Consider the following 22,958-nt stretch of genomic DNA (forward strand, 5'->3'; position numbering starts at 1 on the left):
GCGAGGTTGTGGCAAACTTCGCAGTCATAAAGACCGGTAACGCCGCGAAACACTGTGGTGCGATGGGATAAAGCGTTGCCAGTTTGATGCCCGCTGGAGGGTATCGAACGAATTAAAGTTTGGTACGACGGTACCAATATCTTCTCTGCCTGACAGATTTAGAGGAACGACCGTGCATAACGTCGTCATCAGCGGCACTGGCCTGTACACCCCGGCCAACAGCATCTCCAACGAAGAGCTGGTGCAGTCTTTCAATGCTTACGTGCAACAGTTCAATTCAGACAACGCTGCGGCCATCGAGCGCGGTGACGTGCAGGCATTGACCGAGTCCAACGCCGCCTTTATCGAGAAAGCGTCGGGCATCAAGAGCCGCTTTGTGATGGACAAGGACGGCATCCTTGACCCACAGCGCATGGCCCCGTGCTTGCCCGAGCGCAGCAACGACGAGTGGTCGGTACTCTGCCAGATGGCCGTCGGCGCCGCCGAACAAGCCCTGCAGCGCGCCGGCAAGACCGCCGCCGACATCGATGGCGTGATCGTCGCCTGCTCCAACCTGCAGCGCGCCTACCCGGCCATCGCCATTGAAGTCCAGGAAGCCCTGGGCATTCAGGGTTTTGGCTTCGACATGAACGTGGCGTGTTCTTCGGCCACCTTCGGCATCCAGAACGCTGCCAACAGCATTCAACTGGGCCAGGCCCGGGCGATCCTGATGGTCAACCCGGAAGTCTGCACCGGCCACTTGAATTTCCGCGACCGCGACAGCCATTTCATCTTCGGTGATGCGGCCACGGCGGTGATTCTTGAGCGTGCTGATCTGGCGACCTCCGAGCACCAGTTCGACGTGGTCAGCACCAAGCTGCTGACCAAGTTCTCCAATAACATCCGCAACAATTTCGGCTTTCTCAACCGTACCGCCGAAGAAGGCATCGGCGCGCCGGACAAGCTGTTCGTGCAGGAAGGCCGCAAAGTCTTTCGTGATGTCTGCCCGATGGTTGCCGAGTTGATCGGTGTACACCTGCAAGAAAACCAGCTGAGCGTGACCGACGTGAAGCGCTTCTGGCTGCACCAGGCCAACCTGAGCATGAACCACCTGATTGTAAAGAAGCTGCTGGGCCGCGAAGCCTCGGTGGAAGAAGCGCCGGTGATCCTTGATACATACGCCAATACCAGCTCGGCGGGCTCGGTGATCGCGTTTCATACCTATCAGGACGATCTGCCCAAGGGCTCGGTTGCAGTGCTCAGCTCGTTCGGTGCGGGTTACTCGATCGGCAGCGTGATCCTGCGCAAGCGCTAATCTTGTGGGAGCTGGCTTGCCTGCGATGGCATCACTGTGGTGTGACTGATCCACCGAGGTGCCTGCATCGCAGTCAAGCCAGCTCCCACATTGATCCTATTTCCAAGGCAAGATCGAGGTTTGAATGGCTGCAGCGGACGACGCGCACCTGCTTGAACGGCTGCTCAAGGGCGAGCAGCGGGCCTACAAGGAACTGGTCACCACCTACCAGAGTGCCATGCGCGCGGTAGCCTATGCCATTGTCGGCCAGCGCCACGCCGATGAAGTGGTGCAAGACGCCTGGTTGTCAGTGGTACGCAACCTGGCCAAGTTCGAAGGGCGCTCCAGCCTCAAAACCTGGCTGCTGACCATCACCGCCAATTCCGCCAAGGGCCGCTACAAACAGAATCGACGGGAAGTATTGCTCGACGATTTGCCTTCGCCCCACGGCACCATTGGCGATGACCGCTTCGTCCCCGACGACGGCCACTGGGCCGTTGCGCCTTATGCCTGGCACCAGGACACCCCGGAAGCCTTGCTGACCGAGGATGAACTGCGCAAATGCCTGGAGCATACAATCCTGAGCTTGTCGGAGCTGCAAAGCAGCGTATTGGTGTTGCGTGAACGTCAGGGCCTGGAGTTGGAGGAGATTTGTAATCTTCTGACCCTCTCGCTCTCCAATGTCCGTGTGCTGTTGCATCGAGCACGGCTTAAAGTCTTCGCCACGGTGGAGCATTTTGAGGAAACGGGCGAATGTTGACCTGTAAGGAACAAGTGGCGCGGTCCAGTGACTACCTCGATGGGCAATTGACCTTTCGAGAGCGTTTGCTGGTGCGTCATCACTTGATGTTCTGCCCCAACTGCCGGCGATTTATTCGTCAGATGCGCCTGATGCAGGCGACTTTGAAGATCATGCCGGAGGAGCCGGTAAAGGACGCTGATGCACTGGCTGATCGGCTGGTGGCCGAAAGGCTCAAAGATCAGTAACGGTGGGAAAGAGGCAGGCTCGCGTGGGTGAGTCGAACGGATGATGGGGATCGACCCACCCACGCAAGGCTGTTAGAGAAGCAGCTTCGAGCGGCAAGCTTGAAGCTGCAAGTGACACGTACTTTCTTGAAGCTTGAAGCTTGAAGCTTGAAGCTTACCGCTGTCTTACCTTAGAACTTGGCTTCAGCATCCAACTGCAAGGTATTGGTGTTGGCATCACGCTGCGTGCGGCTGGCGTAGTCAGCCTTGGTCAGGAAGTACGTGGCGCCGAGGGCGAAGTTCTTGTCGATGTCGTAGCTGACTTTGAGCTTGTGACCGCGCGAACCGGTGGTGCCGTTGGCGAAGTCCGAATCGGTGAAGGCGCCAACCACTGCATCACGTTGCGTATCGCGGTAGTTGTAGTCCAGGTTGAAACCGAACACCTTGGATTTGGCACCGATCAACCAGGCGGTGTCCTGGTCGGTCACCGCATCGTTGTTTTTCACGTACTGGCCGTAGAACGCCAAAGGCACGGCCAGGCCGCCGATGTCGGCTTGGGCAAAGCCTTCATACAGGCGGAATTCGTTGTTGGCCGAGTTGCCGTTGACCGCCAGCGCGCATGGCGTGGTGGTGGTTGTGCAGCGGCTGTCCTTGTCGTTCTGGTAGGCGTAGACGCTGCCGCCCAGGGTCATTTTCAGGTTGTCGGTGAGCGAGAAGCGCGTGCCCAACTGGCCGGAGGTCAGGCGCAGGTCGTGGCGAAATTGCACGCCGTCGCCGTCCACGTTGTCCTTGAGGTTGTAGTTACCCAGGCTGCCGAACAGCTCGGCGCTGCCGCCCAATGGGTACTTGTAGGTGACGGCCAGGCCTTCGGGGTTGATGTCGCTATCCCAGATCACGTCGCCCATGTTTACCCACGGCTGCAGCATCTTGCCGCCGATCACGTGCAGGTTCTTGATCTGGTCCGGGTGGTAGTCGATGTAGCCCAGGTCCAGCCAGATCGACTTCTTGTCGAAGTAGTTGTCCTGATCCTGGTTGGTGGAGCGCGCGTCGTCGCTGCTGCCGGTGGCCACGCGGATGCCGGTGTCGACCTGGGAGTTGATTTCGGTGTAGGCACCCAGGCGGGCACGGATGCGCTGACGGTCTTTGTCGCGGCCGCCGTTGTTGGATTCGCCCTGGATCTTCACGGTTTCCTGACGGAAGCGCACATCACCCTTGAGCTGAGTGCGTGCGGCCCAGGCCAGCTTCTGATCGAAGACGCTGAGGTCGTTGGTTTTTTTCGCGGTGGCCGCGATCTGCTCGTTGGTCTCTTGTTGAGCTTGCTGTGCGATCTGCTTTTCTTTCTGGTCCTTGGCTAATTCCGTTTGCAGTTCGGTGTACTGCGCAGCGGTGATCTGGCCGTTGGCCTTGAGCATGTCGAGCAATTTAGCGTCGACTGCAGCGCTGGCCGGAACGCTCAGGGCCAGCAACAGGCCGCCACACAGGGCCGCCGCAGTTTTAGTGGAAGCAAGACGCATATCAATCTCCGAAAGTGAGGAGGGATGGCAAACCATCCAGGACACAACCGACCGATGACGGACGGAAAATAGCCGCCTGGTAGAACCGGGCGCTCTAAAAACAGGCGTCAGTATCGCGATCGTTTATGACGGAGTAGTGGCTAAGTGATTTCACCTAGATGACAAATTATTTAATCTGGAACTAATTGTTTCGAGGTTTGTCTCGCTCGTTTCGAGGTGTGCCTGGCGCCGCGATAGGCGATACTCGCCAGGCTTTCACGCCAAGAAACAGTGAGGATGCCGATGCCGCTGCAACGCCTGGACAAGCTGTCTGCAATCGCCCCGCAAGTCTGGGATGCCCTGGTGCCGCAGGCCCAACCCTTTGTGCGGCACGCCTTTCTGAGTGCCCTGGAAGACAGCGCCAGCCTGGGCCCGCAGTCCGGTTGGCAGCCCGAGCATTTGCTGCATTGGGAAGGCGAGCGGCTGGTGGCGGCCCTGCCCAGCTACCGCAAGTGGCACTCCTACGGCGAGTACGTGTTTGATCATGGCTGGGCGGATGCCTGTGAGCGTGCGGGCATCGAGTACTACCCCAAGTTGCTGACGGCGGTGCCGTTCAGTCCGGTGAGTGGCCCACGCTTGTTGGCCAGGAATGCCGAGGACGGGGTTGAACTGCTGGGTAGCTTGCCCGGGTATCTGGAAATCGAAGGGCTCTCCAGTGCCCATATCAACTTCACCGACCCGTTGGCCGATGCCGCATTGGCTGGGCAGGCGGGTTGGTTGCAGCGCCTGGGCTGCCAGTTCCATTGGCAAAACCGCGGCTATCGCGACTTCCAGGACTTCCTCGATGCCTTGAGTTCACGCAAGCGCAAACAAATGCGCAAAGAGCGCGAGCAAGTGGCGGGGCAGGGCATCGATTTTGAATGGTTGCAAGGCCACGAGTTAAGCGAGGCGCAGTGGGATTTTGTTTACGCCTGTTACGCCAACACCTACGCGGTGCGTCGCCAGTCACCCTACCTGACCCGCGCCTTTTTCAGCCTGCTGGCCGAACGCATGCCCGAGGCGATCCGCGTGGTGCTGGCCAAACAAGGCGCACGCCCGGTGGCCATGGCCTTCAGCCTGATCGGTGGCGACAGTTTCTATGGCCGCTACTGGGGCTGCCTGGCGGAGTTCGACCGCCTGCACTTCGAAACCTGCTTCTACCAAGGTATGGACTACGCCATCGCCCACGGCCTGCAACGTTTTGACGCTGGCGCCCAGGGCGAACACAAGTTGATTCGCGGCTTTGAACCGGTGATCACACGGTCATGGCACTACCTGCGCCATCCGGGTTTGAAGAATGCCGTGGAAGACTTTCTGGAGCGCGAGCGGGTTGGGATTCTGGCGTATGCCGAAGAGGCAAGGGCAGCCCTGCCTTATCGGCAGGGCTGAACCCGTTTGCCTCAGGCTGGCTGCTCCTTGCCCAGCCATCGATAGGTCACGCCGCCGATTACAGCACCGAGGATCGGCGCCAGCCAGAACATCCACAACTGCTGGATCGCCCATCCGCCGACGATCAGTGCCGGGCCGGTACTGCGGGCCGGGTTGACCGAAGTGTTGGTCACGGGAATGGAGATCAAGTGGATCAAGGTCAAGGCCAGGCCGATGGCGATGGGTGCAAGACCCGGCGGAGCACGACGGTCGGTGGCGCCGAGGATGATCAGCACGAACATCGCCGTCATCACCAGCTCACAGACAAACCCCGCAGCCATCGAGTAGCCACCCGGCGAATGCTCGCCGTAGCCGTTGGAGGCCAGGCCCGACGCCAGTTCGAACCCCGGCTTGCCACTGGCAATGAAGTACAACAGCGCAGCGGCGACAGTGGCGCCGATTACCTGCGCGACGATGTAAGCCGGTAACTCCCTGGCCGGAAACCGCCCGCCCACGACCAGCCCCACTGACACTGCCGGGTTGAGGTGGCACCCGCTGATATGCCCGATGGCAAACGCCATGGTCAGCACCGTCAGCCCGAAGGCCAGGGCCACACCGAGGAACCCGATCCCGACGGCGGGAAACGCTGCGGCCAACACCGCACTCCCGCAACCGCCCAACACCAGCCAAAACGTACCTAACCCCTCTGTGATTGAACGTTTGAACAAAGACATGCGACACGTCCTTGATAGATAGCTCTACCGAATCAGCAAATCAGTGATGCTCCCTGCAGATTTACTTCAGCGCCCCTCTAGGCACTGCACTGATTACAGCACGCTTTTGATACAAATCCAGGCCATAAAAAAAGCGCCAGGGGCCCGTGGATTAGGGGCTTGGCGCTGATTAAAGGTGGGAGCTGGCTTGCCTGCGATTGCGGTGTGCCAGATAACCAATTCGGTACTGACAGTGCGCTATCGCAGGCAAGCCAGCTCCCACGCTGTTTTGCGGTGTGTTTTCAATCGATGCCGACGAACCCACCCGTTTGGTGCTGCCACAACCTGGCATACAAGCCGCCATGGGCCAGCAGTTCGGCATGGCTGCCGGTCTCGGCAATCTGGCCTTTCTCCAGCACTACCAGCCGGTCCATGCGCGCAATGGTCGACAACCGGTGCGCAATCGCAATCACCGTCTTGCCTTGCATTAAGGTCTCCAGGCTTTCCTGAATCGCCGCTTCCACTTCCGAATCGAGTGCCGAGGTGGCCTCGTCCATGATCAGAAGCGGCGCGTCCTTGAGCAGCACCCGCGCAATGGCAATGCGCTGACGTTGCCCGCCCGAGAGTTTCACCCCGCGCTCGCCCACGTGCGCATCCAGCCCTGTGCGCCCTTCGGCATCCGACAGCAGCGGAATGAACTCATCGGCGCGGGCTTTGTGGATGGCGGCGTTGAGTTCCTCATCGGTGGCATCCGGCTTGCCGTACAGCAAGTTGTCACGGATCGAGCGGTGCAGCAGCGAGGTGTCCTGGGTGATCATGCCGATCTGTGCCCGCAAGGACTCCTGGGCGACTTCGGCGATGTTCTGGCCGTCGATCAGGATGCGCCCGCCTTGCAGGTCGTACAGGCGCAGCAACAAGTTGACCAGGGTTGATTTGCCCGCACCAGAGGGGCCGATCAGGCCGATTTTCTCACCGGCCTTGATCTGAAGGTTCAGGCCGCCAATGATCCCGCTCTTTTTGCCATAGTGGAAATCCACCTGCTCGAAACGCACTTCGCCGTGCGGCACGTTCAGGCGCGGGGCATTGTCGCGGTCGGTCACTGCCAGCGGTGCAGCGATGGTTTTCAGGCCGTCCTGCACCATGCCGATGTTTTCGAAGATGCCGTTGACCACCCACATGATCCAGCCGGACATGTTGACGATACGGATCACCAGGCCTGTGGCGAGGGCGATGGCGCCCACCGAAATCAGTGACTGCGTCCACAGCCACAACGCCAGGCCGGTGGTGGCGACGATCAGCACGCCGTTCAAGGTGCAGATCACCACGTCCATGCTGGTGAGCACGCGCGCGGCCAACTGGGTTTTTTCGGTCTGCTCGATGATCGCTTCCTTGGCGTATTCCTGCTCATTTTGCGTATGGGCGAACAGCTTCAAGGTGGTGATGTTGGTGTAGCCGTCGACAATGCGGCCCATCAATTTGGAGCGCGCCTCGGAGGAAATCACCGAGCGTTCTTTCACGCGAGGCACGAAGTAACGCAACGCCAGGCTGTAAAGAATGATCCAGGTGATCAGCGGGATCATCAGGCGCCAGTCCGCCTCGGCAAACAGCACCAAAGCGCTGATGGCGTAGATCGACACGTGCCAGATGGCTTCCGCGGTCGCCACTGCCGAATCGCGCAAGGAGTTGCCAGTTTGCATGATGCGCTGGGCAATGCGCCCGGCGAAATCGTTCTGGAAGAAGTTCAAGCTCTGCTTGAGTACGTAGCTATGGTTCTGCCAGCGGATCAGGCTGGTCATGCCGGGGTTGATGGTCTGGTGTACCAGCAAGTCATGCAGGCCGTTAAAGATCGGACGCAGCAGCAGGGCAACCACGGCCATCCAGATCAGCTCGGCGCTGTGAATCTGGAAGAAGTTGGCGGGCGGCGTGCCTTGGGCCAAATCGATAATGCGGCTGAGGTAGCTGAACAATGCCACTTCGATCAACGCGCCGATCAGGCCGACCACCAGCAAGGCGGCAAAACTTGGCCACACCTGGCGCAGGTAGTAGAGGTAGAAGGGCAGGACTTTATCAGGAGGGGCGGCGCTGGGAGCGTCGCGGAAGATGTCGATCAGTTGTTCAAAGCGACGATAGAGCATTCAGTCTGACGCCCGCGTTGCGGGCTCTCCTTTCAAATGCGCACGCGGCGTTGTGGGCCGCGTGCGGAGCTTGCTGCGGACCTCAGTCGATGCGCTTGGCCGACTTGATCACAACAGGATCGATTGGCACGTTCTGCATGCCTTGCTTGGTAGTGGTTTGCGAGTTGACGATGACGTCGACGACGTCCATGCCTTTGACCACTTTGGCGAACACGGCATAGCCCGCATCACGGCCTGGGTCGAGGAAGGCATTGTCAGCCACGTTGATGAAGAATTGGCTGGTGGCCGAATTTGGATCGTTGGTACGTGCCATCGACAAGGTGCCGCGAACGTTATGCAGGCCGTTGCTGGCTTCGTTCTTGATCGGTGCTTCGGTCGGCTTCTGCGACATCTGCGCGGTGAAACCGCCGCCCTGGACCATGAAACCCGGGATCACGCGGTGGAAAATGGTGTTGGTGTAGAAGCCTTTGTCGACATAGGCCAGGAAGTTCTTGGTACTGATCGGCGCCTTGACCGGGTCCAGTTCGATTTCAATGTCGCCATTGGTGGTGGTGATCAGGACGTGAGGGGCCTTGGCAGGCTCAGCAGCCATCAGGTTGGCTGCGAACAATACGGAGCCGGCAAAGAAGGCGATTTTTTTCAGCATGGGTCAGTGATCCTGGGTAGTGGTTTCGACTGTCTTTAGAAAATCGAGCAAGGTAGCGTTAAAGACTTCGGGTTGATCCAAGGGCGTGGCATGGCGGGAATCTTCGATTACCACCAGCCGCGCATCGGGCAGCAGTTTTACATAGTTTTCTTTCTGCGCCACGGGGGTGTAGTCGTGGTCGGCGCTGATGACCAGGGTAGGACAGGTAATTCTGGAAAGTTGTTCCTGCACGCCCCAGCCGACAATCGCATCGAAGCTGGCGAGATAAGCACGTTTGTCGTTTTTTGCCCAGCGTTCGGCCATTTTGCGCCGCAGGTCGGCTTGCTCGGGTTTGGGGAACAGCCGATCGCCCAGCGCTTTGCCGATGGTGGCAAGGCTGAGCACGCGCGCCAGGCTCCAGCGCTTGGCCCATTGCCAGTAATCATCGGCGCTGCGCACCTTGACCTCGGGCGCACTGTTGACGATGCACAGGCTCTTGACCTGAGCGGGGTCGTCCACGGCCAGCTGGAATGCGATCATGCCGCCCATGGATAAACCCACCACATGAGCGGGCGGCAGGTTCAGGTGTTCGATCAACGCCACCAGATCGAAGGTAAAACCCTGGATGCTGTAGCGTTCGCGGGGTTTGTCGGAGCGACCGTGACCGCGTATATCCACCACGATCAGGCGGTAATGCCGGGCCAGGACCGGAATCTGCAGTTCCCAATCCTGGCTGCTGGAGCCCAGGCCGTGGATCAGGATCAGCGGAGCGCCGTGACCGTATTCCTCGTAATGCAGGCTGCAGCCTTCGTGGTCGAACCAGGCCATGGGTGAACTCCGTTTCAGGCTTGCTGGGGGGCGGCGAAAGGTGCGTCCAGGGGAGCGGTGTCGAAGGTGCGCAACAAATCGATAAGAATCTGCGTGGCCGGCCCCAGGGGTTTGTCTTTGTTCGAGTACAGGTAGAACGTCGGGTTGCGGCTGCCGCCCTTTTCCAATGGCAGCTGCTTGAGCAGGCCATCCTTGAGTTCGCGTTCGATCAAGTGCCGGGGCAACCAGGCGAAGCCCAGGCCGCTGCTGACGAAGGTGGCGGCGGTGGGCAAGCTGCCGACGGTCCATCGTTGCTCGGCGCCGAGCCAGCCGACGTCGCGCGGCTGCTGGCGGCCAGAGTCACGGATCACCACTTGCATCTGGCTTTCCAGGTCCTGGAAGCTTAACTCGCGGTTCAGGCGATGCAGCGAGTGGTCGGGATGGGCCACGGCGATAAATTCCACGTCGCTCATTTCGGTGCCCAGGTAGCCTGGAATGATGAAGCCGCTGATGGCCAGGTCCGCCATGCCATCCATCAACAGCTCTTCAACGCCCGACAGCACCTCTTCACGCAGGCGCACGCGGCAGCCACGGCTCTGCGGCATAAAGGCGGTGAGGGCACGCACCAGGCGCGCATTCGGGTAGGCGGCGTCCACCACCAGGCGTACTTCGGCTTCCCAGCCCTGTTCCATATGATGGGCGAGGTCTTCCAGTTGGCTGGCGTTTTTGACCAGTTGCCGCGAGCGGCGCAATAGCACTTCACCGGCCTCGGTGAGCACGGCCTTGCGTCCGTCGATGCGCAGCAATGGCACGCCGAGTTGGTCTTGCATGCGGGCCACGGTGTAGCTCACCGAGGACTGCGAACGGTGCAGTGCTTCAGCCGCCTGGGCGAAGCCACCGTGGTCGACCACGGCCTGCAGCGTGCGCCATTGATCGAGGGTAACGCGGGGCGCTTTCAAGATGAGCTCCTCTTGTCCTAAGCTGGCGGTCCTTATTGGAGACTGCCGAATGAGAAAATTCTGTTGTGTGTTGCTGGCGCTGCTGCCGATGAGCGCGTTTGCATTCAGCACCGATGTGACGAAAGACATTCAGGGTGTGAAGATCGATTACAGCGCCTCGGATGTCGACAGCAATATTAGTTCGATCCGACTGACCAACTACGGCTCAAATGATGCGGAGTGCAAGGTGCGTTTTACCAACGGCCCGGAAGCCCCGCGTACTCGCAAGGTCACAGTTGCGGCGGGGAAAACCACCAACACCACAGTGAATTTCAGCCGCGCCATTATCAAAATGCGTATCGCACTGACCTGCACCCCAAAATAAACCGGCAGCGGAGCATGCCCACAGCAATACTCCGCTTATAAACAAATTTATAGATGGTTTATAGCAGTTTTTTACGCTTTTTTATCGAATTGGCTCTGTTTAATCTTCACTCCATCGTCTTACAGCATTTACAGATGGAGCCTACCCAGCCATGTCCAATGTTCTGATCATCGAAAGCAGCGCCCGCCAGCAGGATTCGATCTCCCGCCAGCTGACTCAACAGTTCATCAGCCAATGGCAGGCCGCCCACCCGGCGGATCAGATCACTGTGCGTGATGTGGCCCTCAACCCGGTTCCGCACCTGGACGCCAACCTGCTCGGCGGCTGGATGAAACCCGCCGACCAGCGCAGCCGCGTCGAGCAGGCGTCCCTGGACCGCTCCAACGAACTGACCGACGAATTGCTCGCCGCCGATGTGCTGGTGATGGCCGCGCCGATGTACAACTTCGCCATTCCCAGCACCCTCAAAGCCTGGCTGGACCACGTGTTGCGTGCCGGTGTGACCTTCAAGTACACCGCCACCGGCCCGCAGGGTTTGCTGACCGGCAAGCGCGCCATTGTGCTGACCGCACGCGGTGGCATCCACACCGGCGCCAGCTCCGACCATCAGGAGCCGTACCTGCGCCAGGTCATGGCCTTTATCGGGATTCATGACGTCACTTTCATTCATGCCGAAGGCGTGAACTTGAGCGGTGACTTCCAGGAGAAGGGCATCAACCACGCCAAAGCGCTGCTGGCACAGGTCGCCTAACGTTTTAATCGTCACATAATCGCGTGGTGTTTATATCGCTCCACGCAAACCCTTCAAGTACGCGTATCGAACCTCCCTTTGCACTTGTTGCTCCTGAGTGCTCCTGCCCGACTGCCGCTTTAGCGAGGTCGGGTTTTTTTTGCCTTGAGTTTCAGTAAACGCCGAAAACCTTTAATGTCCCGCCCATTCGAAACGAGGCGCGCATGGGCTACTTACTGGTTGTCACCCTGATTCAGGCATTTTCCTTCAGCTTGATCGGCGAATACCTCGCAGGTCACGTCGACAGCTACTTCGCCGTGCTGGTGCGCGTGGTGTTGGCCGGGCTGATCTTCATCCCGCTGACCCGCTGGCGTTCGGTGGCGCCACCCTTCATGCGCGGCATGTTGCTGATCGGTGCGCTGCAGTTCGGCGTGACCTATGTATGCCTTTACTTGAGCTTTCGCGTACTTACGGTGCCGGAGGTGCTGCTGTTCACCATTCTCACGCCGTTGCACGTGACCCTGATCGAAGACGCGCTTAACCGCCGATTCAATCATTGGGCGCTGATTGCTGCGCTGGTGGCCGTGGGCGGCGCGGCGGTGATTCGCTTCGACCAGATCACGCCGAACTTCCTGATGGGCTTCCTGCTGCTGCAACTGGCCAACTTCACCTACGCCGCCGGGCAGGTGATGTACAAGCACCTGGTGGCGCGTTATCCGAGTGACCTGCCGCACTACCGGCGCTTCGGCTACTTCTACCTGGGCGCCTTGATCGTGGTGTTGCCGGCGTTTTTGCTGTTCGGAAAAACCAACTTTTTGCCCGAAGCGCCGCTGCAATGGGGCGTGCTGGTGTTCCTTGGGCTGGTCAGCACTGCGCTGGGCATGTACTGGTGGAACAAAGGCGCCTGCCTGGTCAACGGCGGTACATTGGCGGTGATGAATAACCTGCATGTGCCGGTGGGGTTGTTGCTCAACTTGCTGATCTGGAATCAGCATGAGCCGTTGGGGCGCTTGGCTTTGGGAGGTTTGGTGATTCTGGGGGCGGTGTGGATCAGCCGCTTGGGTGTGCGCAAGGTGCCGGTCATAAGCTGATCCAGATGTGGGAGCGGCCCGCGATAGGGGGTGTCAGTCGGCAAATATTTCGACTGATACACCGCTATCGCGGGCAAGCCCGCTCCCACAGGGAATGGATGGCGTTAGGCAGATTCGTTTTCCAGGGCTGGCAAATGGCTGGCCCCCAACACCGCCGGCACCATCCCCGCGCGCAAATCATTGCCACTCGGCTGCTGATACAGGCTCAAGCCAAACTCCGGCAGCACCGCCAGCAAATAATCAAAGATATCGCCTTGGATGCGCTCGTAATCCGCCCACGCCGTGGTGCGGGTGAAGCAGTAGATTTCCAGCGGCACGCCTTGGGCGGTGGTTTGCATCTGGCGCACCATGCAGGTCATGTTCGGCTGGATGTCCGGGTGGCTTTTCAGGTACGCCAGGGCGTAGGCGCGGAAGGTGCCGAGGTTGGTCATGCGGCGGCGGTTGGCCGACAGTTGCGCACTATGGCCCTGAGCTTCGTTCCAGGCCTTGAGTTCGGCCTGCTTGCGGCTGATGTAGTCGGTGAGCAGGTGTACCTGGGTCATGCGCACTTCTTCGTCGTCGCGCAAAAAGCGCACGCCGCTGGCGTCGATATACAGGCTGCGTTTTATGCGGCGCCCGCCGGAAGCCTGCATGCCGCGCCAGTTTTTGAACGACTCGGACATCAGGCGCCAAGTGGGGATCGAGACAATGGTTTTGTCGAAGTTCTGCACCTTGACCGTGTGCAGGGTGATATCCACCACGTCACCGTCGGCGCCGACCTGAGGCATCTCGATCCAGTCGCCGACCCGCAGCATGTCGTTGCTGGTCAGCTGCACGCTGGCCACAAACGACAGCAGCGTGTCCTTGTACACCAACAAAATCACCGCTGACATTGCACCCAGGCCCGAGAGCAGCAACAGCGGCGAACGGTCGATCAAGGTAGCGACGATGATGATCGCGGCGAACACGAACAGCACCATCTTTGCCAACTGCACATAGCCCTTGATCGAGCGGGTGCGGGCATGTTCGGTGCGCGCGTAGATATCCAGCAAGGCGTTGAGCAGGGCGCTCACGGCCAGCGTCATGAACAGGATGGTGAACGCCAGCGCCACATTGCCGATAAACAGGGTGGCGGTCTTGCTCAGGTCGGGTACCAGGTACAGGCCGAACTGGATCACCAGCGAGGGCGTCATTTGCGCCAGGCGGTGGAAGACTTTGTTATGCCGCAGGTCATTGAGCCAGTGCAGCGCCGGTTGCCGGCCGAGCAGTTTGACGGCGTGGAGGATGAGGTAGCGTGCTACCCGTCCGACCAATAGGGCGACTACCAGCAATATCAGCAAACCCAGGCTGGCATGCAGCAGCGGGTGTTCATCGAGGGCGCCCCAAAGGTCTTGGACGTTGAGCCAGAGCTGTTTGATTTCCATGGGTAAAACCGATTCTTCTGTAAGACAACACGGGTCGATTAGAGCATTTATGTGCAACAAAGTTGGTTTTGCGGACAAATCTGCTGACAAAAAAGCAGCTGATTAGCCTCGTTCGCGTAAAGAAACTCGGTTTGAGCGCCCGAAACCGTTACCCTATGCAGCTGATATTTTGTATTTCTTCGAGGTAGCACCCGTGTTTTCCCAATTCGCCCTGCACGAACGCCTGCTCAAAGCCGTGGCCGAGCTTAAATTTGTCGAGCCTACGCCTGTGCAAGCAGCGGCCATCCCGCTCGCGCTCCAAGGGCGTGACCTGCGGGTGACGGCACAAACCGGCAGCGGTAAAACCGCCGCTTTCGTCCTGCCGGTGCTGAACCGCCTGATCGGCCCGGCCAAAGTCCGCGTGAGCATCAAGACCCTGATCCTGCTGCCAACCCGCGAACTGGCCCAGCAGACCTTGAAAGAAGTGGAGCGCTTTTCGCAGTTCACCTTCATCAAGTCCGGCATCATCACCGGCGGTGAAGACTTCAAGGTCCAGGCCGCCATGCTGCGCAAGGTGCCCGACATCCTGATTGGCACCCCAGGCCGGATGATCGAGCAACTCAACGCCGGTAACCTCGACCTCAAGGAAGTCGAAGTGCTGGTGCTCGACGAAGCCGACCGTATGCTCGACATGGGCTTTGCCGATGACGTGCAGCGTCTTGTTGCCGAGTGCGTCAATCGCCAGCAGACCATGCTGTTCTCCGCCACCACCGGCGGTTCGACCTTGCGCGATATGGTTGCCAAGGTGCTGAACAACCCTGAGCACTTGCAGGTCAACAACGTCAGCGACCTGAACGCGACCACGCGTCAGCAGATCGTGATGGCCGACCACAACGTACACAAAGAACAGATCCTGAACTGGCTGCTGGCCAACGAGACCTATCAGAAGGCCATCGTCTTCACCAACACCCGTGCAGCAGCCGACCGTATCTACGGTCGCCTGGTGGCTCAGGAATACAAGGCGTTCGTGCTGCACGGCGAGAAAGACCAGAAGGATCGCAAACTGGCCATCGACCGCCTCAAGGCTGGCGGCGTGAAGATCCTGGTCGCCACCGACGTTGCCGCCCGCGGCCTGGACGTGGATGGCCTGGACATGGTCATCAACTTCGACATGCCGCGCAGCGGCGACGAATACGTGCACCGTATTGGTCGTACCGGGCGCGCCGGCAATGATGGTCTGGCGATCTCGCTGATCTGCCACGGCGACTGGAACCTGATGTCGAGTATCGAACGCTACCTCAAGCAGTCGTTCGAGCGCCGCACCATCAAGGAAGTCAAAGGCACCTACACCGGGCCGAAGAAGGTCAAGGCGTCGGGCAAAGCCGTTGGCGTGAAGAAGAAAAAGACCGACGCCAAGGGTGACAAGAAGAAAACCGGCGCCAAGTCGCCAACCAAGCGCAAGATTGCCAACCGGCCGAAGACCGACAACCTGTCGCTCGTCAGCAAGGACGGCATGGCGCCGCTCAAGCGCCGCAAGCCAGAAGCGCCAGCTGCCGAATAAGGCCGCTGATATAAAAAAACCGGACGCTGTCCGGTTTTTTTATGCCCTCAGTTGATCGTTCCTACGCTCTGCGTGGGAATGCCGCCAGGGGCGCTCCGCGTCCCGTTGTGGTGGTTAATTCTTTGCTTTGGCGGCCGCCTCGTCCAGCTCCTTGAGGCGCTGGTCGATCAGTTGGCACTTGTCTGGCAGATCCGCGCTGGCAGTCTCCAGGTTCATGTGTTGCAACTCATCGTTGATTTCCTTGGCCTTGGCCGGGTTTTGCTGGGTCAGTTTGGTCACTTCCCTGGCCAGTTGTTCGCGTTTGGCCGTGGCCTCTTCCGGCGTGCAGGCCCAGGCGGGCAGGGCGCTCAGCAGGGCGGCGGCGATGGCCAGGTTCATCAGGGTTTTCATGGTCGGACCTCCTTGGCAGTGGTGTTCAGTTGAGGGCGCGAACGTCTGGAAAGTTCAGAGAAATGACGCTCGTCTATTGGGATGAACGGCCAGTGTCAGGTCATGTCACTACCTATGACGGGCCACTTTTTTAATCTGCCCGCGGGAGTAATCAGGATGACGACTTACAACTGGGATCTGATCGAACGTCTACTGCATGAAGTGCAGAACGGCGAAGGCAGCTTTGCGCCGCGCAAATACGCCGAGCAGGAAGCCGCCGAGAAGGCCACGGCGGGCGAATCCACCGGTAACTTGGACGCGTTGAAAAAGACCGCCGCCGATTACGAAGCGCTGTTGTTCAAACGCGGTTTCATTGAATCGCGCCCGGAAGAAGAGGGCGGCAATGGTGAGAACTTCATCCTCACAGCGCTAGGTGCGCAACTGCTGGCCCTGATCGACAGCTCAATCCCCGGCAACGATCACCCGCGCCAAGTGCTGGACGAGCAGGCAGACGCGCTGGACCCGGCGACGTTTGCTGAGGTGGCTTCCAAGGCGCAGATTGCGTAAAAGGGCATACCCCAGACCAAAATGTGGGAGCGGGATTGCTCCCACATTTTAAATCGACGCGGCCTTGAGGCATTTGAGGGCCTGGAAGTCACTGCGAACCTTGCCGATTTTTTGTGTGAGTGTCTGGCGCTGCTGCGCCGTACTTTCGGCCATCAGGTCGATGATCAGGCCGCGCGCAGCGGCTTCGGTTTGTGCATAGGCGGTGCGGTATTGCGGGGTCCACAGGCTCTCGCGATCCACCAGCAGCTGTTGGATTTTCTGTGGGAAGTCAGCGCTGTGACGCTGCTGCAAGGCGTCGATAAATTGCGCCTGCCAATGGGCGCGATTACCGATCCATTCCTGATTCTGTTCACCCAGCGCGATTGACCACGCCGTCACCCGGTTCTGCTGGCTGGGACTCAAAGGCCCCATCCACGCATCCAGGCGTTTGCTCATGCGCTCGGTCCGCTCCTTGATCTGCTGGGCCAGTGGTGGTTTGAGGTATTCGTCCTGGCGCTTGCGCAGGTCTTTGGCCAGCGCATCTCCCATGTCTTTGACTTGTTGATCATCCAGGCCCTGCAGCAACTGGATGGCTGATGGCGTGATCTCGCGGGCCACTTCAGCGATCGCCTGCTTGGCTTCGCTGGTGCGCGCTTGCAGCGCGGCGTCGGTGATCTGGTTGTTGTCGACCATTTGTTGCAGGCGATCAAGCCAGTCCAGGTAGCCCGGCAGTTGAGTGGTGCAGTGCCAGGCCAGATGTTCCTTGAGGGTGTTATTGAACCAGCTCTTTTGCCCGGCGTTCATGTCCAGGTAGTCGTTGAGGGTCCAGGGGATGATCACATCAAGGTTGCGGTAGGCCAGGCCCACGCGATTGCAGCCGGCGAGCACCAGGCTCAACGTCAGTAATACCACCAGTAATTTGAGCCGACGCAGCATGGGCGTGTCCTTGCGCAGGGAGGGTTCATGCATGTGAACCTGTGCGAGGCGCGACAGTTCAGCCCATCAATAAAACGACCGCGCGGCCTTCAAGGTCAACAGGCCGTCGCATTGCGAATTGTGTCCGGAGTAGGCCGAGCAGTCTCCACCGCTGAGGCTGGAGCCGCTATAGATCAGGTCCAGGTCAACGCCTTTCCATGCGCGGGAGAACTGCACTGACCAGTCGCTGAAGTTGCTGATGGTGCCGCCTTCCACCGCAGTTGGAGTGCCGAGCTGGTGAGTGGTGTACTTCATGCTGACGCCGATGCCGAAGGGCTGTGTACCGCCGAGGTCGGCAAACAGCGTGCTGTCCTGGCGATCCGGATCGTTGCTGAACGACACACCGAAGCGATTGCCCAGCAGGTTCAAGCCGCCGTAGAACTCCTGGCTGTCGAGCGGGCTGAGCTTGGGGTAGCTGTAGTGGATCATGCCTACTTCGTAGCCCAGGGTCTGGTCGAAGGGGCGCTTGAAGCCCATGTAGGAGTCGACTTCAAGGTTGTTGGCCGAGGACAGGCCCATATTGGGCGAAAACTGGCCGAAATACAGGCCGCTGTCGTGGCTCAGGTCCAGGCCGCCGTGGAAGGAATCGCTGCCCGGCGAGGTGGGCTTGACCAAACCCTGGGCCATGCTGCGGCTGGGCGTGGTGCCTAATTTGAGGTCGAAGTCACCCAGTTCACGCTGAAAAATCTGTGCGTATGCGAGGGGGCTTGCTGTAAGGGCTGCGATGAGAAACAAGCAGGGCTTGAGCATGCTTCACTCCATGAAAAGCGAGGAGCAGTAATGAAAAAATCGGACAGATGCCCGTGCTAGACGGGTGCAAGCATACCGGCGAATGCTTCGCGGTGAGCCCCGTTCGTCGATTAGCGCATCAGGAGATGTAGCAGGAGGGTGTTTCAGACTCTAGTCCTGGCGCCTTGGAAGGCAAGACGCTTAGGAGCTAGATGCGGACGCGCGGGTATTACTTTTTGCCCAGGCTGATCTGCTTGGACGGGCCGAAAGTCTGGCCGCTCACGCCCTTGGCAATTTGCTGGATTTCGCCGCCGGACTTGAGGAAAGCAGCAATTTGGCTGTTGATCGATTCGCTGGTTTCAACGGCGGGAGCTGGCTTTGCTTTGCTGTTGGATGCTTTTACGCGCATGGCGGCCACTAACCTGTAGAAAATTAACTTGGCCAGGCATCGTACAGGAAATACTTGACAATTGCTTGGCAAATATCCTCTGGGAATAACCAAAGCCGATGTAATCGGCCAAAATTTGACCTTGAAATAAGCCCCTAACTTACTGTTTTAACTCGAAACCACAGGGTTTATTCGGCTGCTGCCCGCGGGTAAAATTCGATCGATTGATCAGACGAGCGGGGCGGTGCCATTACGAGGCCACGCCAGCCCGCGATTTTTCAGGCGCACGCGCGTGGCGGGCGCAACTCGGGTAGAATGCCGCCCACGTAACGAAGGTATCTGGAAATGGCTTTAGTCGGGCGCTACAACAGCTTGCAAGTGGTTAAACACACTAACTTTGGTTTGTACCTGGATGGTGCGCAAGATGGCGAAATCCTCTTGCCTAATCGGTATATCCCCAAAGATATTCCCAGTGAAGATGAAGACTGGCTTAACGTTTTCATTTATCTGGACAGCGATGACAAACTTATCGCGACGACTGAAAAGCCGAAAGTTCAAGTCGGCGAATTCGCCAGTTTGAAAGTCGTCGAAGTCAACAGCATTGGCGTATTCCTCGACTGGGGTTTGCCAAAAGACCTGTTGCTGCCGTATTCGGAAGAAAAACGCCAGCTGACCGCAGGTGAATACTGCGTGGTGCACGTCTACCTCGACAAGCACACCAAACGCATCACCGCCACCGCGCGACTTGACCGCTACCTGGATAAGACACCTGCCAACTACCAGGTGGGCCAGGAAGTCGACCTGCTGGTGGCCGAAGCCACCGACATGGGTTTCAAGGCGATCATCAACAACAAGCACTGGGGTCTGATCCACAAGAACGAAGTGTTCAAGTTCCTGCGCCCGGGCAAGGAAGAGAAAGGCTTTATCAAAGAGATCCGCGCCGATGGCAACATCAGCCTGAGCCTGCAACCGGTTGGCCAGGAAGCGGCCTCGAGCCTGAACTCGAAGATCCTCGCCAAGTTGCGTGAAAACAACGGCACCCTGCCGGTCAGCGACAAGAGCGACCCGGCGGTGATCAGCAATTTGTTCGGTGTCAGCAAAGGCAACTTCAAGAAAGCCATTGGTGCGCTCTACAAGCAGGGCCAGATTGTGATTCACGCCGATCGCATTGAACTAAGCTGATGGCGTTTTGCTCTTCTGTAGGTGCCGCTCGGCGCCTATGGAGGCTGCAACCATGACCCGCAAAACACTCTTCGCCTACCTCGGCACCTTGCTCGCGTTTCTGGTGCTCGACGGCCTCTGGCTCGGCGTCCTCATGGGCCCGACCTACAGATCCCTGCTCGGCTCGCTGATGCTGGATCAGCCTCGCTTGCTGCCTGCTGTGCTGTTTTATCTGCTGTATGCCCTCGGTTGTGTGGTGTTCGTGGTTTTGCCCAGCGGCAGTTGGCAACGTGCAGCACGCCTTGGCGCTTTGCTCGGCCTGGTGGCCTACGGCACCTATGACCTGAGCAACTGGGCCACGCTGAACGGCTGGTCAGCCGAGCTGGCGCTGATGGACATGGCCTGGGGCACCTTCCTGACGGCCGTCTGTTGCAGTGTCGGCTATTTGTGTGCACATCGGGTGCGGCATTGATTGTGTACAGGATTGACGTGCACCGTTGCTGAGCATAACCCCCGCCAACAAGCCTTCATAAATCTCTTTGGAACACCGTTTCAGAGGGATTGTGTGCCATTGGCACATATTCTGCTGAATACCTCGTATACAAACCAGGCCGCCTCCCGTATGCACACCGTTACGGCAGCGCAGGCCGGTATTTCGAGGAGCCAAGCGATGACCGAACAATTGCCCAAAGGCTACAGCCCGCGCCTGTACAACCAGGACCTCGGGCCGCTGCCGCAGAAATGGACCTGGTACAACATTTTCGCCTTCTGGATGAGCGACGTGCACAGCGTCGGCGGCTACGTGTTCGCCGCCAGCCTGTTTGCCCTCGGGTTGGCCAGTTGGCAGGTGTTGATCGCCTTGCTCACCGGCATTTGCATCGTGCAGTTGATTGCCAACCTGGTGGCCAAGCCGAGCCAGCAAGCGGCGGTGCCATACCCGGTCATCTGCCGGCTGGCATTTGGCGTGTTTGGGGCGAATATTCCGGCGGTGATTCGCGGTTTGATCGCCGTGGCCTGGTACGGCATCCAGACGTACTTGGCGTCGAGTGCCTTGATTATCGTAGTGCTGCGCTTTTTCCCACAGATGGCGGTGTATGCAGAGCCGCACTTTGCGGGCCTGTCTTACCTGGGCTGGTTTGGCTTCCTCAGCTTATGGACGCTGCAGGCAGCCGTATTCTGGGCCGGCATGGAGTCCATCCGCCGCTTTATCGACTGGGCGGGGCCAGTGGTCTATGCGGTGATGTTTGCCCTGGCCGGCTGGATCGTGTGGAAGGCGGGTTGGGCGAACATCAGTTTCACCCTGGCGGAAAAATCCCTGTCGGGCTGGCAGGCATTTGGCCAAGTGATTGTGGCGACGGCGCTGGTGGTGTCGTACTTCTCCGGGCCTACGCTCAATTTCGGTGATTTCAGCCGCTACTGCCGCAGCATGCACGACGTGCGACGCGGCAATTTCTGGGGGTTGCCGGTTAACTTCCTGGCGTTCTCGCTGGTGACTGTCGTCATCGTTTCGGGCACTTTGCCGGTGTTTGGCGAAATGTTGCATGACCCAATCGCTACGGTTTCGCGCATCGACAACAGCATGGCCGTGCTGCTCGGCGCCTTTGCCTTCGTGACCGCCACCATCGGCATCAACATTGTCGCCAACTTCGTGTCACCGGCGTTTGATTTCGCCAACGTCGCGCCGAGCAAGATCAGTTGGCGCGCAGGTGGCATGATCGCGGCCGTGGCCTCAATCTTTATCACGCCGTGGAACCTGTTCAACAACCCGCTGATGATCCACTACACCCTGGACATTCTCGCTGCGTTTATCGGGCCGCTGTTCGGGATTTTGATTGTGGATTTTTACCTGATCAAAAAGCAGAAAATCGACGTGGATGCCCTGTTCGACGACAGCCCCAACGGCCGTTATTACTACGACGGCGGCGTGAACTGGACCGCCGTCAAAGCCTTGGTGCCTGCGACGCTGGTGGGCGTCGCTATCACCTTCACGCCCGCGTTGCAGGGCATGGCCAACTTTGCCTGGTTTACCGGGTGCTTCCTGGGAGGGCTGTTTTTCCTGGTGCTGGCGCGGCGCGAGCAGGTTCGTGCGCCGACGTCGCTGGTTGCCGGTTGACCAACACCGCGCCCGCCACCACCAAGCCGCAACCGGCAATGACCAAGGCCGGTTGCAGGCCACCGCTCAGGTGGCTGCTCACCGAGGCCAGCAACGGGCCGCACAATTGGCCAATGGCAAAGCTGGCGGTGAGCAACCCGGTGCTGCGCTGGTAGCCGTGGGGCGCCACCTCGCGCAAACGCGCCATCACCAGTTGCATGCATGCCAGGAACGGCGCACCACACAGCAACACTCCCAGCGCCAGGCCCCAGCCATTGCCCTGCAGGCAGGCGAATACCCCGGCCGCTTGCAGCCATAACGTCGTCATCAACCAGCGGCGGGTGGTGTCCGGGTCCTTGCGACGCAGGCTCGCCACCACCACACCCAGCGCCGCCGCCAGGCCAAAGCACGGCCAGAACAGGTCGGCTTGCCAGGCGCCTTTGAACTGCGCGTTGGCCATCTGCGATAAGAAGGTTGCGGGGATGATGTAGCCCAGGCCATACAAGAAGTAGATCCAGCACAGGTGCGCGATGCTGGCGTTGCTGCCCGCGCTAGTGGCATGGGTCACCGTCACGGTCGGTTTCGGTAAAAAGGGCAGGATGGCCAGCAACATCACCAATGCCACCACGCCATAGACCAGCCACAAGGTCGCAGAGTCTTCGCCCAGTAGATTGGAGCCCAGTGCCAGCAATCCTGTCAGCAGAATCCCCAGGCCCGGCCCGGCAAACACCAACGCTCCCAAACGCGGACGCCCGGCGGCTATTGCCAGCGGCTGGCTCAAACTGGTGATCATTACCAGCGCCCAGGCGCTCGCCACGCCGGTACCAAAGCGCAGCAGCAAATGCGGCCAGAAGCCATGCGCCCAGTACGACCCCAGGGTCAGCAGCACGCACAGCCACAGCCCGCCATACAAACGCGCTTTTATGTGGTGATGGCTGCGGGCGAAGATCGAGTCCACCGCGCCGACGAAATAGCCCAGGTAGTTGGCGGCGGCAATCAGGCCCGCGCCCGTCAGGTCAATCTGCCCCTCGCTGAGCAAATGCGGCATCTGCGGGGTGAGGGCGAAGCGGCCAATGCCCATGGCCATCATCAGGGCGATAAAGCTGGCGGTTAAGCGAATGAGCGGTGACATGTGCAGGTTTCCTACGGGGAAGCGAATGACCTGTAGGCTAAAGCGGATTGACTTTCTGTA

At 59.2% G+C, this 22,958-nt stretch carries 24 protein-coding genes; 12 read left to right on the forward strand and 12 right to left on the reverse strand.

Translation table 11 applies throughout. The annotated features are described in order from the left end of the window. Window positions 1-172 precede the first annotated feature (172 nt). The 3 genes from ACQY47_RS23070 (at window position 173) to ACQY47_RS23080 (ending at window position 2,260) form a co-directional block, all read left to right on the forward strand. Window positions 173-1,294, forward strand: coding sequence for a beta-ketoacyl-ACP synthase III (locus tag ACQY47_RS23070; protein WP_428552218.1), 1,122 nt, complete (start codon window positions 173-175; stop codon window positions 1,292-1,294). 124 nt (window positions 1,295-1,418) lie between these two features. Then, window positions 1,419-2,033 carry an RNA polymerase sigma factor gene (locus ACQY47_RS23075; protein WP_016973332.1) on the forward strand — a complete coding sequence of 205 codons (615 nt, stop codon included), beginning with the start codon at window positions 1,419-1,421 and terminating at the stop codon, window positions 2,031-2,033. Beyond that, window positions 2,027-2,260, forward strand: a complete 234-nt coding sequence (locus ACQY47_RS23080) for an anti-sigma factor family protein (RefSeq protein ID WP_017134841.1) — start codon at window positions 2,027-2,029, stop codon at window positions 2,258-2,260. The genes ACQY47_RS23075 and ACQY47_RS23080 overlap by 7 nt, the downstream gene beginning before the upstream one ends. A 170-nt stretch (window positions 2,261-2,430) precedes the next feature. Here the strand turns inward: ACQY47_RS23080 and ACQY47_RS23085 are convergent, their stop codons facing one another. Further along, the gene (locus ACQY47_RS23085; RefSeq protein WP_017134842.1) at window positions 2,431-3,753 is read right to left on the reverse strand and encodes a putative porin; all 1,323 of its coding nucleotides are present in this window, start codon (window positions 3,751-3,753) and stop codon (window positions 2,431-2,433) included. Window positions 3,754-4,035: 282 nt separating this feature from the next. Here ACQY47_RS23085 and ACQY47_RS23090 point away from each other — a divergent pair, with 282 nt between their 5' ends. Further along, the gene (locus ACQY47_RS23090) at window positions 4,036-5,160 is read left to right on the forward strand and encodes a GNAT family N-acetyltransferase (protein ID WP_138453895.1); all 1,125 of its coding nucleotides are present in this window, start codon (window positions 4,036-4,038) and stop codon (window positions 5,158-5,160) included. A gap of 11 nt (window positions 5,161-5,171) precedes the next feature. On the opposite strand, the gene aqpZ is transcribed toward ACQY47_RS23090, so the two are convergent. From aqpZ to ACQY47_RS23115, 5 genes are all read right to left on the reverse strand, one after another. After that, complete coding sequence (aqpZ, locus tag ACQY47_RS23095) at window positions 5,172-5,873, reverse strand: aquaporin Z (protein WP_017134844.1); 702 nt, start codon at window positions 5,871-5,873, stop codon at window positions 5,172-5,174. A 281-nt stretch (window positions 5,874-6,154) separates the two neighbouring features. Beyond that, the gene (locus ACQY47_RS23100) at window positions 6,155-7,987 is read right to left on the reverse strand and encodes an ABC transporter ATP-binding protein (protein WP_428552225.1); all 1,833 of its coding nucleotides are present in this window, start codon (window positions 7,985-7,987) and stop codon (window positions 6,155-6,157) included. 82 nt (window positions 7,988-8,069) lie between these two features. Next, a complete protein-coding gene (locus ACQY47_RS23105) occupies window positions 8,070-8,633 on the reverse strand; it encodes a peptidylprolyl isomerase A (protein WP_016979352.1) in 564 nt (187 codons plus the stop codon). Between the two features lie 3 nt (window positions 8,634-8,636). Beyond that, window positions 8,637-9,440, reverse strand: a complete 804-nt coding sequence (locus ACQY47_RS23110) for an alpha/beta fold hydrolase (RefSeq protein ID WP_017134846.1) — start codon at window positions 9,438-9,440, stop codon at window positions 8,637-8,639. A gap of 14 nt (window positions 9,441-9,454) precedes the next feature. After that, window positions 9,455-10,378, reverse strand: a complete 924-nt coding sequence (locus ACQY47_RS23115) for a LysR family transcriptional regulator (RefSeq protein ID WP_017134847.1) — start codon at window positions 10,376-10,378, stop codon at window positions 9,455-9,457. 49 nt (window positions 10,379-10,427) lie between these two features. Between ACQY47_RS23115 and ACQY47_RS23120 the strand changes: the two genes are divergently transcribed. The 3 genes from ACQY47_RS23120 (at window position 10,428) to ACQY47_RS23130 (ending at window position 12,563) form a co-directional block, all read left to right on the forward strand. After that, entirely contained in the window at window positions 10,428-10,742 is a 315-nt protein-coding gene (locus ACQY47_RS23120) for a 3-phosphoglycerate kinase (protein ID WP_169984859.1), read from the forward strand. Between the two features lie 151 nt (window positions 10,743-10,893). Beyond that, window positions 10,894-11,493, forward strand: a complete 600-nt coding sequence (locus tag ACQY47_RS23125) for an FMN-dependent NADH-azoreductase (RefSeq protein ID WP_017134849.1) — start codon at window positions 10,894-10,896, stop codon at window positions 11,491-11,493. Window positions 11,494-11,696: 203 nt separating this feature from the next. Beyond that, complete coding sequence (locus tag ACQY47_RS23130) at window positions 11,697-12,563, forward strand: carboxylate/amino acid/amine transporter (RefSeq protein WP_428552232.1); 867 nt, start codon at window positions 11,697-11,699, stop codon at window positions 12,561-12,563. A 104-nt stretch (window positions 12,564-12,667) separates the two neighbouring features. Here ACQY47_RS23130 and ACQY47_RS23135 read toward each other — a convergent pair whose 3' ends face one another. Next, on the reverse strand, window positions 12,668-13,966 hold the full coding sequence (locus ACQY47_RS23135) for a mechanosensitive ion channel family protein (protein WP_428552235.1): 1,299 nt from the start codon (window positions 13,964-13,966) through the stop codon (window positions 12,668-12,670). A 193-nt stretch (window positions 13,967-14,159) separates the two neighbouring features. On the opposite strand from ACQY47_RS23135, the gene ACQY47_RS23140 reads away from it, so the two are divergent. Beyond that, window positions 14,160-15,506 (forward strand): DEAD/DEAH box helicase, encoded by a 1,347-nt coding sequence (locus ACQY47_RS23140; RefSeq protein ID WP_026013512.1) that lies wholly within the window; start codon window positions 14,160-14,162, stop codon window positions 15,504-15,506. A 114-nt stretch (window positions 15,507-15,620) separates the two neighbouring features. Here ACQY47_RS23140 and ACQY47_RS23145 read toward each other — a convergent pair whose 3' ends face one another. Then, window positions 15,621-15,896 (reverse strand): hypothetical protein, encoded by a 276-nt coding sequence (locus tag ACQY47_RS23145; protein WP_017134853.1) that lies wholly within the window; start codon window positions 15,894-15,896, stop codon window positions 15,621-15,623. A 156-nt stretch (window positions 15,897-16,052) separates the two neighbouring features. Between ACQY47_RS23145 and ACQY47_RS23150 the strand changes: the two genes are divergently transcribed. Continuing rightward, on the forward strand, window positions 16,053-16,442 hold the full coding sequence (locus ACQY47_RS23150; RefSeq protein WP_017134854.1) for a hypothetical protein: 390 nt from the start codon (window positions 16,053-16,055) through the stop codon (window positions 16,440-16,442). Window positions 16,443-16,490: 48 nt separating this feature from the next. On the opposite strand, the gene ACQY47_RS23155 is transcribed toward ACQY47_RS23150, so the two are convergent. The 3 genes from ACQY47_RS23155 to ACQY47_RS23165 form a co-directional block, all read right to left on the reverse strand. After that, window positions 16,491-17,357: a DUF6279 family lipoprotein gene (locus ACQY47_RS23155; protein ID WP_428557380.1), complete on the reverse strand. Its 867-nt coding sequence runs from the start codon at window positions 17,355-17,357 to the stop codon at window positions 16,491-16,493. A 66-nt stretch (window positions 17,358-17,423) separates the two neighbouring features. Beyond that, entirely contained in the window at window positions 17,424-18,146 is a 723-nt protein-coding gene (locus ACQY47_RS23160; RefSeq protein ID WP_138452598.1) for a TorF family putative porin, read from the reverse strand. A gap of 208 nt (window positions 18,147-18,354) precedes the next feature. Next, window positions 18,355-18,534, reverse strand: coding sequence for a hypothetical protein (locus tag ACQY47_RS23165; RefSeq protein ID WP_003193095.1), 180 nt, complete (start codon window positions 18,532-18,534; stop codon window positions 18,355-18,357). Between the two features lie 324 nt (window positions 18,535-18,858). Here ACQY47_RS23165 and ACQY47_RS23170 point away from each other — a divergent pair, with 324 nt between their 5' ends. The 3 genes from ACQY47_RS23170 (at window position 18,859) to ACQY47_RS23180 (ending at window position 21,787) form a co-directional block, all read left to right on the forward strand. Then, window positions 18,859-19,695, forward strand: coding sequence for a CvfB family protein (locus ACQY47_RS23170; protein WP_017134857.1), 837 nt, complete (start codon window positions 18,859-18,861; stop codon window positions 19,693-19,695). 52 nt (window positions 19,696-19,747) lie between these two features. Then, window positions 19,748-20,146, forward strand: coding sequence for a DUF2177 family protein (locus ACQY47_RS23175; protein WP_428552242.1), 399 nt, complete (start codon window positions 19,748-19,750; stop codon window positions 20,144-20,146). Between the two features lie 198 nt (window positions 20,147-20,344). Further along, a complete protein-coding gene (locus ACQY47_RS23180) occupies window positions 20,345-21,787 on the forward strand; it encodes an NCS1 family nucleobase:cation symporter-1 (RefSeq protein ID WP_017134859.1) in 1,443 nt (480 codons plus the stop codon). Here the strand turns inward: ACQY47_RS23180 and ACQY47_RS23185 are convergent. Continuing rightward, window positions 21,699-22,898, reverse strand: a complete 1,200-nt coding sequence (locus tag ACQY47_RS23185) for an MFS transporter (RefSeq protein ID WP_428552245.1) — start codon at window positions 22,896-22,898, stop codon at window positions 21,699-21,701. The two genes, ACQY47_RS23180 and ACQY47_RS23185, sit on opposite strands and share 89 nt — an antisense overlap. Between the last annotated feature and the right edge of the window lie 60 nt (window positions 22,899-22,958).

The sequence above is a fragment of the Pseudomonas edaphica genome (genome assembly GCF_965277385.1).
Classification (GTDB): Bacteria; Pseudomonadota; Gammaproteobacteria; order Pseudomonadales; family Pseudomonadaceae; genus Aquipseudomonas; species Aquipseudomonas edaphica.

What these genes read in the sequence shown, in the direction of transcription:
- ACQY47_RS23145 (WP_017134853.1), bottom strand. Translation starts at nt 15,896, where the DNA reads ATGAAAACCCTGATGAACCTGGCCATCGCCGCCGCCCTGCTGAGCGCC.
- ACQY47_RS23155 (WP_428557380.1), bottom strand. Translation starts at nt 17,357, where the DNA reads ATGCTGCGTCGGCTCAAATTACTGGTGGTATTACTGACGTTGAGCCTG.
- ACQY47_RS23150 (WP_017134854.1), top strand. Translation starts at nt 16,053, where the DNA reads ATGACGACTTACAACTGGGATCTGATCGAACGTCTACTGCATGAAGTG.
- ACQY47_RS23160 (WP_138452598.1), bottom strand. Translation starts at nt 18,146, where the DNA reads ATGCTCAAGCCCTGCTTGTTTCTCATCGCAGCCCTTACAGCAAGCCCC.
- ACQY47_RS23075 (WP_016973332.1), top strand. Translation starts at nt 1,419, where the DNA reads ATGGCTGCAGCGGACGACGCGCACCTGCTTGAACGGCTGCTCAAGGGC.
- ACQY47_RS23090 (WP_138453895.1), top strand. Translation starts at nt 4,036, where the DNA reads ATGCCGCTGCAACGCCTGGACAAGCTGTCTGCAATCGCCCCGCAAGTC.
- ACQY47_RS23085 (WP_017134842.1), bottom strand. Translation starts at nt 3,753, where the DNA reads ATGCGTCTTGCTTCCACTAAAACTGCGGCGGCCCTGTGTGGCGGCCTG.
- ACQY47_RS23105 (WP_016979352.1), bottom strand. Translation starts at nt 8,633, where the DNA reads ATGCTGAAAAAAATCGCCTTCTTTGCCGGCTCCGTATTGTTCGCAGCC.
- ACQY47_RS23170 (WP_017134857.1), top strand. Translation starts at nt 18,859, where the DNA reads ATGGCTTTAGTCGGGCGCTACAACAGCTTGCAAGTGGTTAAACACACT.
- ACQY47_RS23100 (WP_428552225.1), bottom strand. Translation starts at nt 7,987, where the DNA reads ATGCTCTATCGTCGCTTTGAACAACTGATCGACATCTTCCGCGACGCT.
- ACQY47_RS23175 (WP_428552242.1), top strand. Translation starts at nt 19,748, where the DNA reads ATGACCCGCAAAACACTCTTCGCCTACCTCGGCACCTTGCTCGCGTTT.
- ACQY47_RS23130 (WP_428552232.1), top strand. Translation starts at nt 11,697, where the DNA reads ATGGGCTACTTACTGGTTGTCACCCTGATTCAGGCATTTTCCTTCAGC.
- ACQY47_RS23180 (WP_017134859.1), top strand. Translation starts at nt 20,345, where the DNA reads ATGACCGAACAATTGCCCAAAGGCTACAGCCCGCGCCTGTACAACCAG.
- ACQY47_RS23165 (WP_003193095.1), bottom strand. Translation starts at nt 18,534, where the DNA reads ATGCGCGTAAAAGCATCCAACAGCAAAGCAAAGCCAGCTCCCGCCGTT.
- ACQY47_RS23185 (WP_428552245.1), bottom strand. Translation starts at nt 22,898, where the DNA reads ATGTCACCGCTCATTCGCTTAACCGCCAGCTTTATCGCCCTGATGATG.
- ACQY47_RS23110 (WP_017134846.1), bottom strand. Translation starts at nt 9,440, where the DNA reads ATGGCCTGGTTCGACCACGAAGGCTGCAGCCTGCATTACGAGGAATAC.
- ACQY47_RS23080 (WP_017134841.1), top strand. Translation starts at nt 2,027, where the DNA reads ATGTTGACCTGTAAGGAACAAGTGGCGCGGTCCAGTGACTACCTCGAT.
- ACQY47_RS23120 (WP_169984859.1), top strand. Translation starts at nt 10,428, where the DNA reads ATGAGAAAATTCTGTTGTGTGTTGCTGGCGCTGCTGCCGATGAGCGCG.
- aqpZ (WP_017134844.1), bottom strand. Translation starts at nt 5,873, where the DNA reads ATGTCTTTGTTCAAACGTTCAATCACAGAGGGGTTAGGTACGTTTTGG.
- ACQY47_RS23135 (WP_428552235.1), bottom strand. Translation starts at nt 13,966, where the DNA reads ATGGAAATCAAACAGCTCTGGCTCAACGTCCAAGACCTTTGGGGCGCC.
- ACQY47_RS23125 (WP_017134849.1), top strand. Translation starts at nt 10,894, where the DNA reads ATGTCCAATGTTCTGATCATCGAAAGCAGCGCCCGCCAGCAGGATTCG.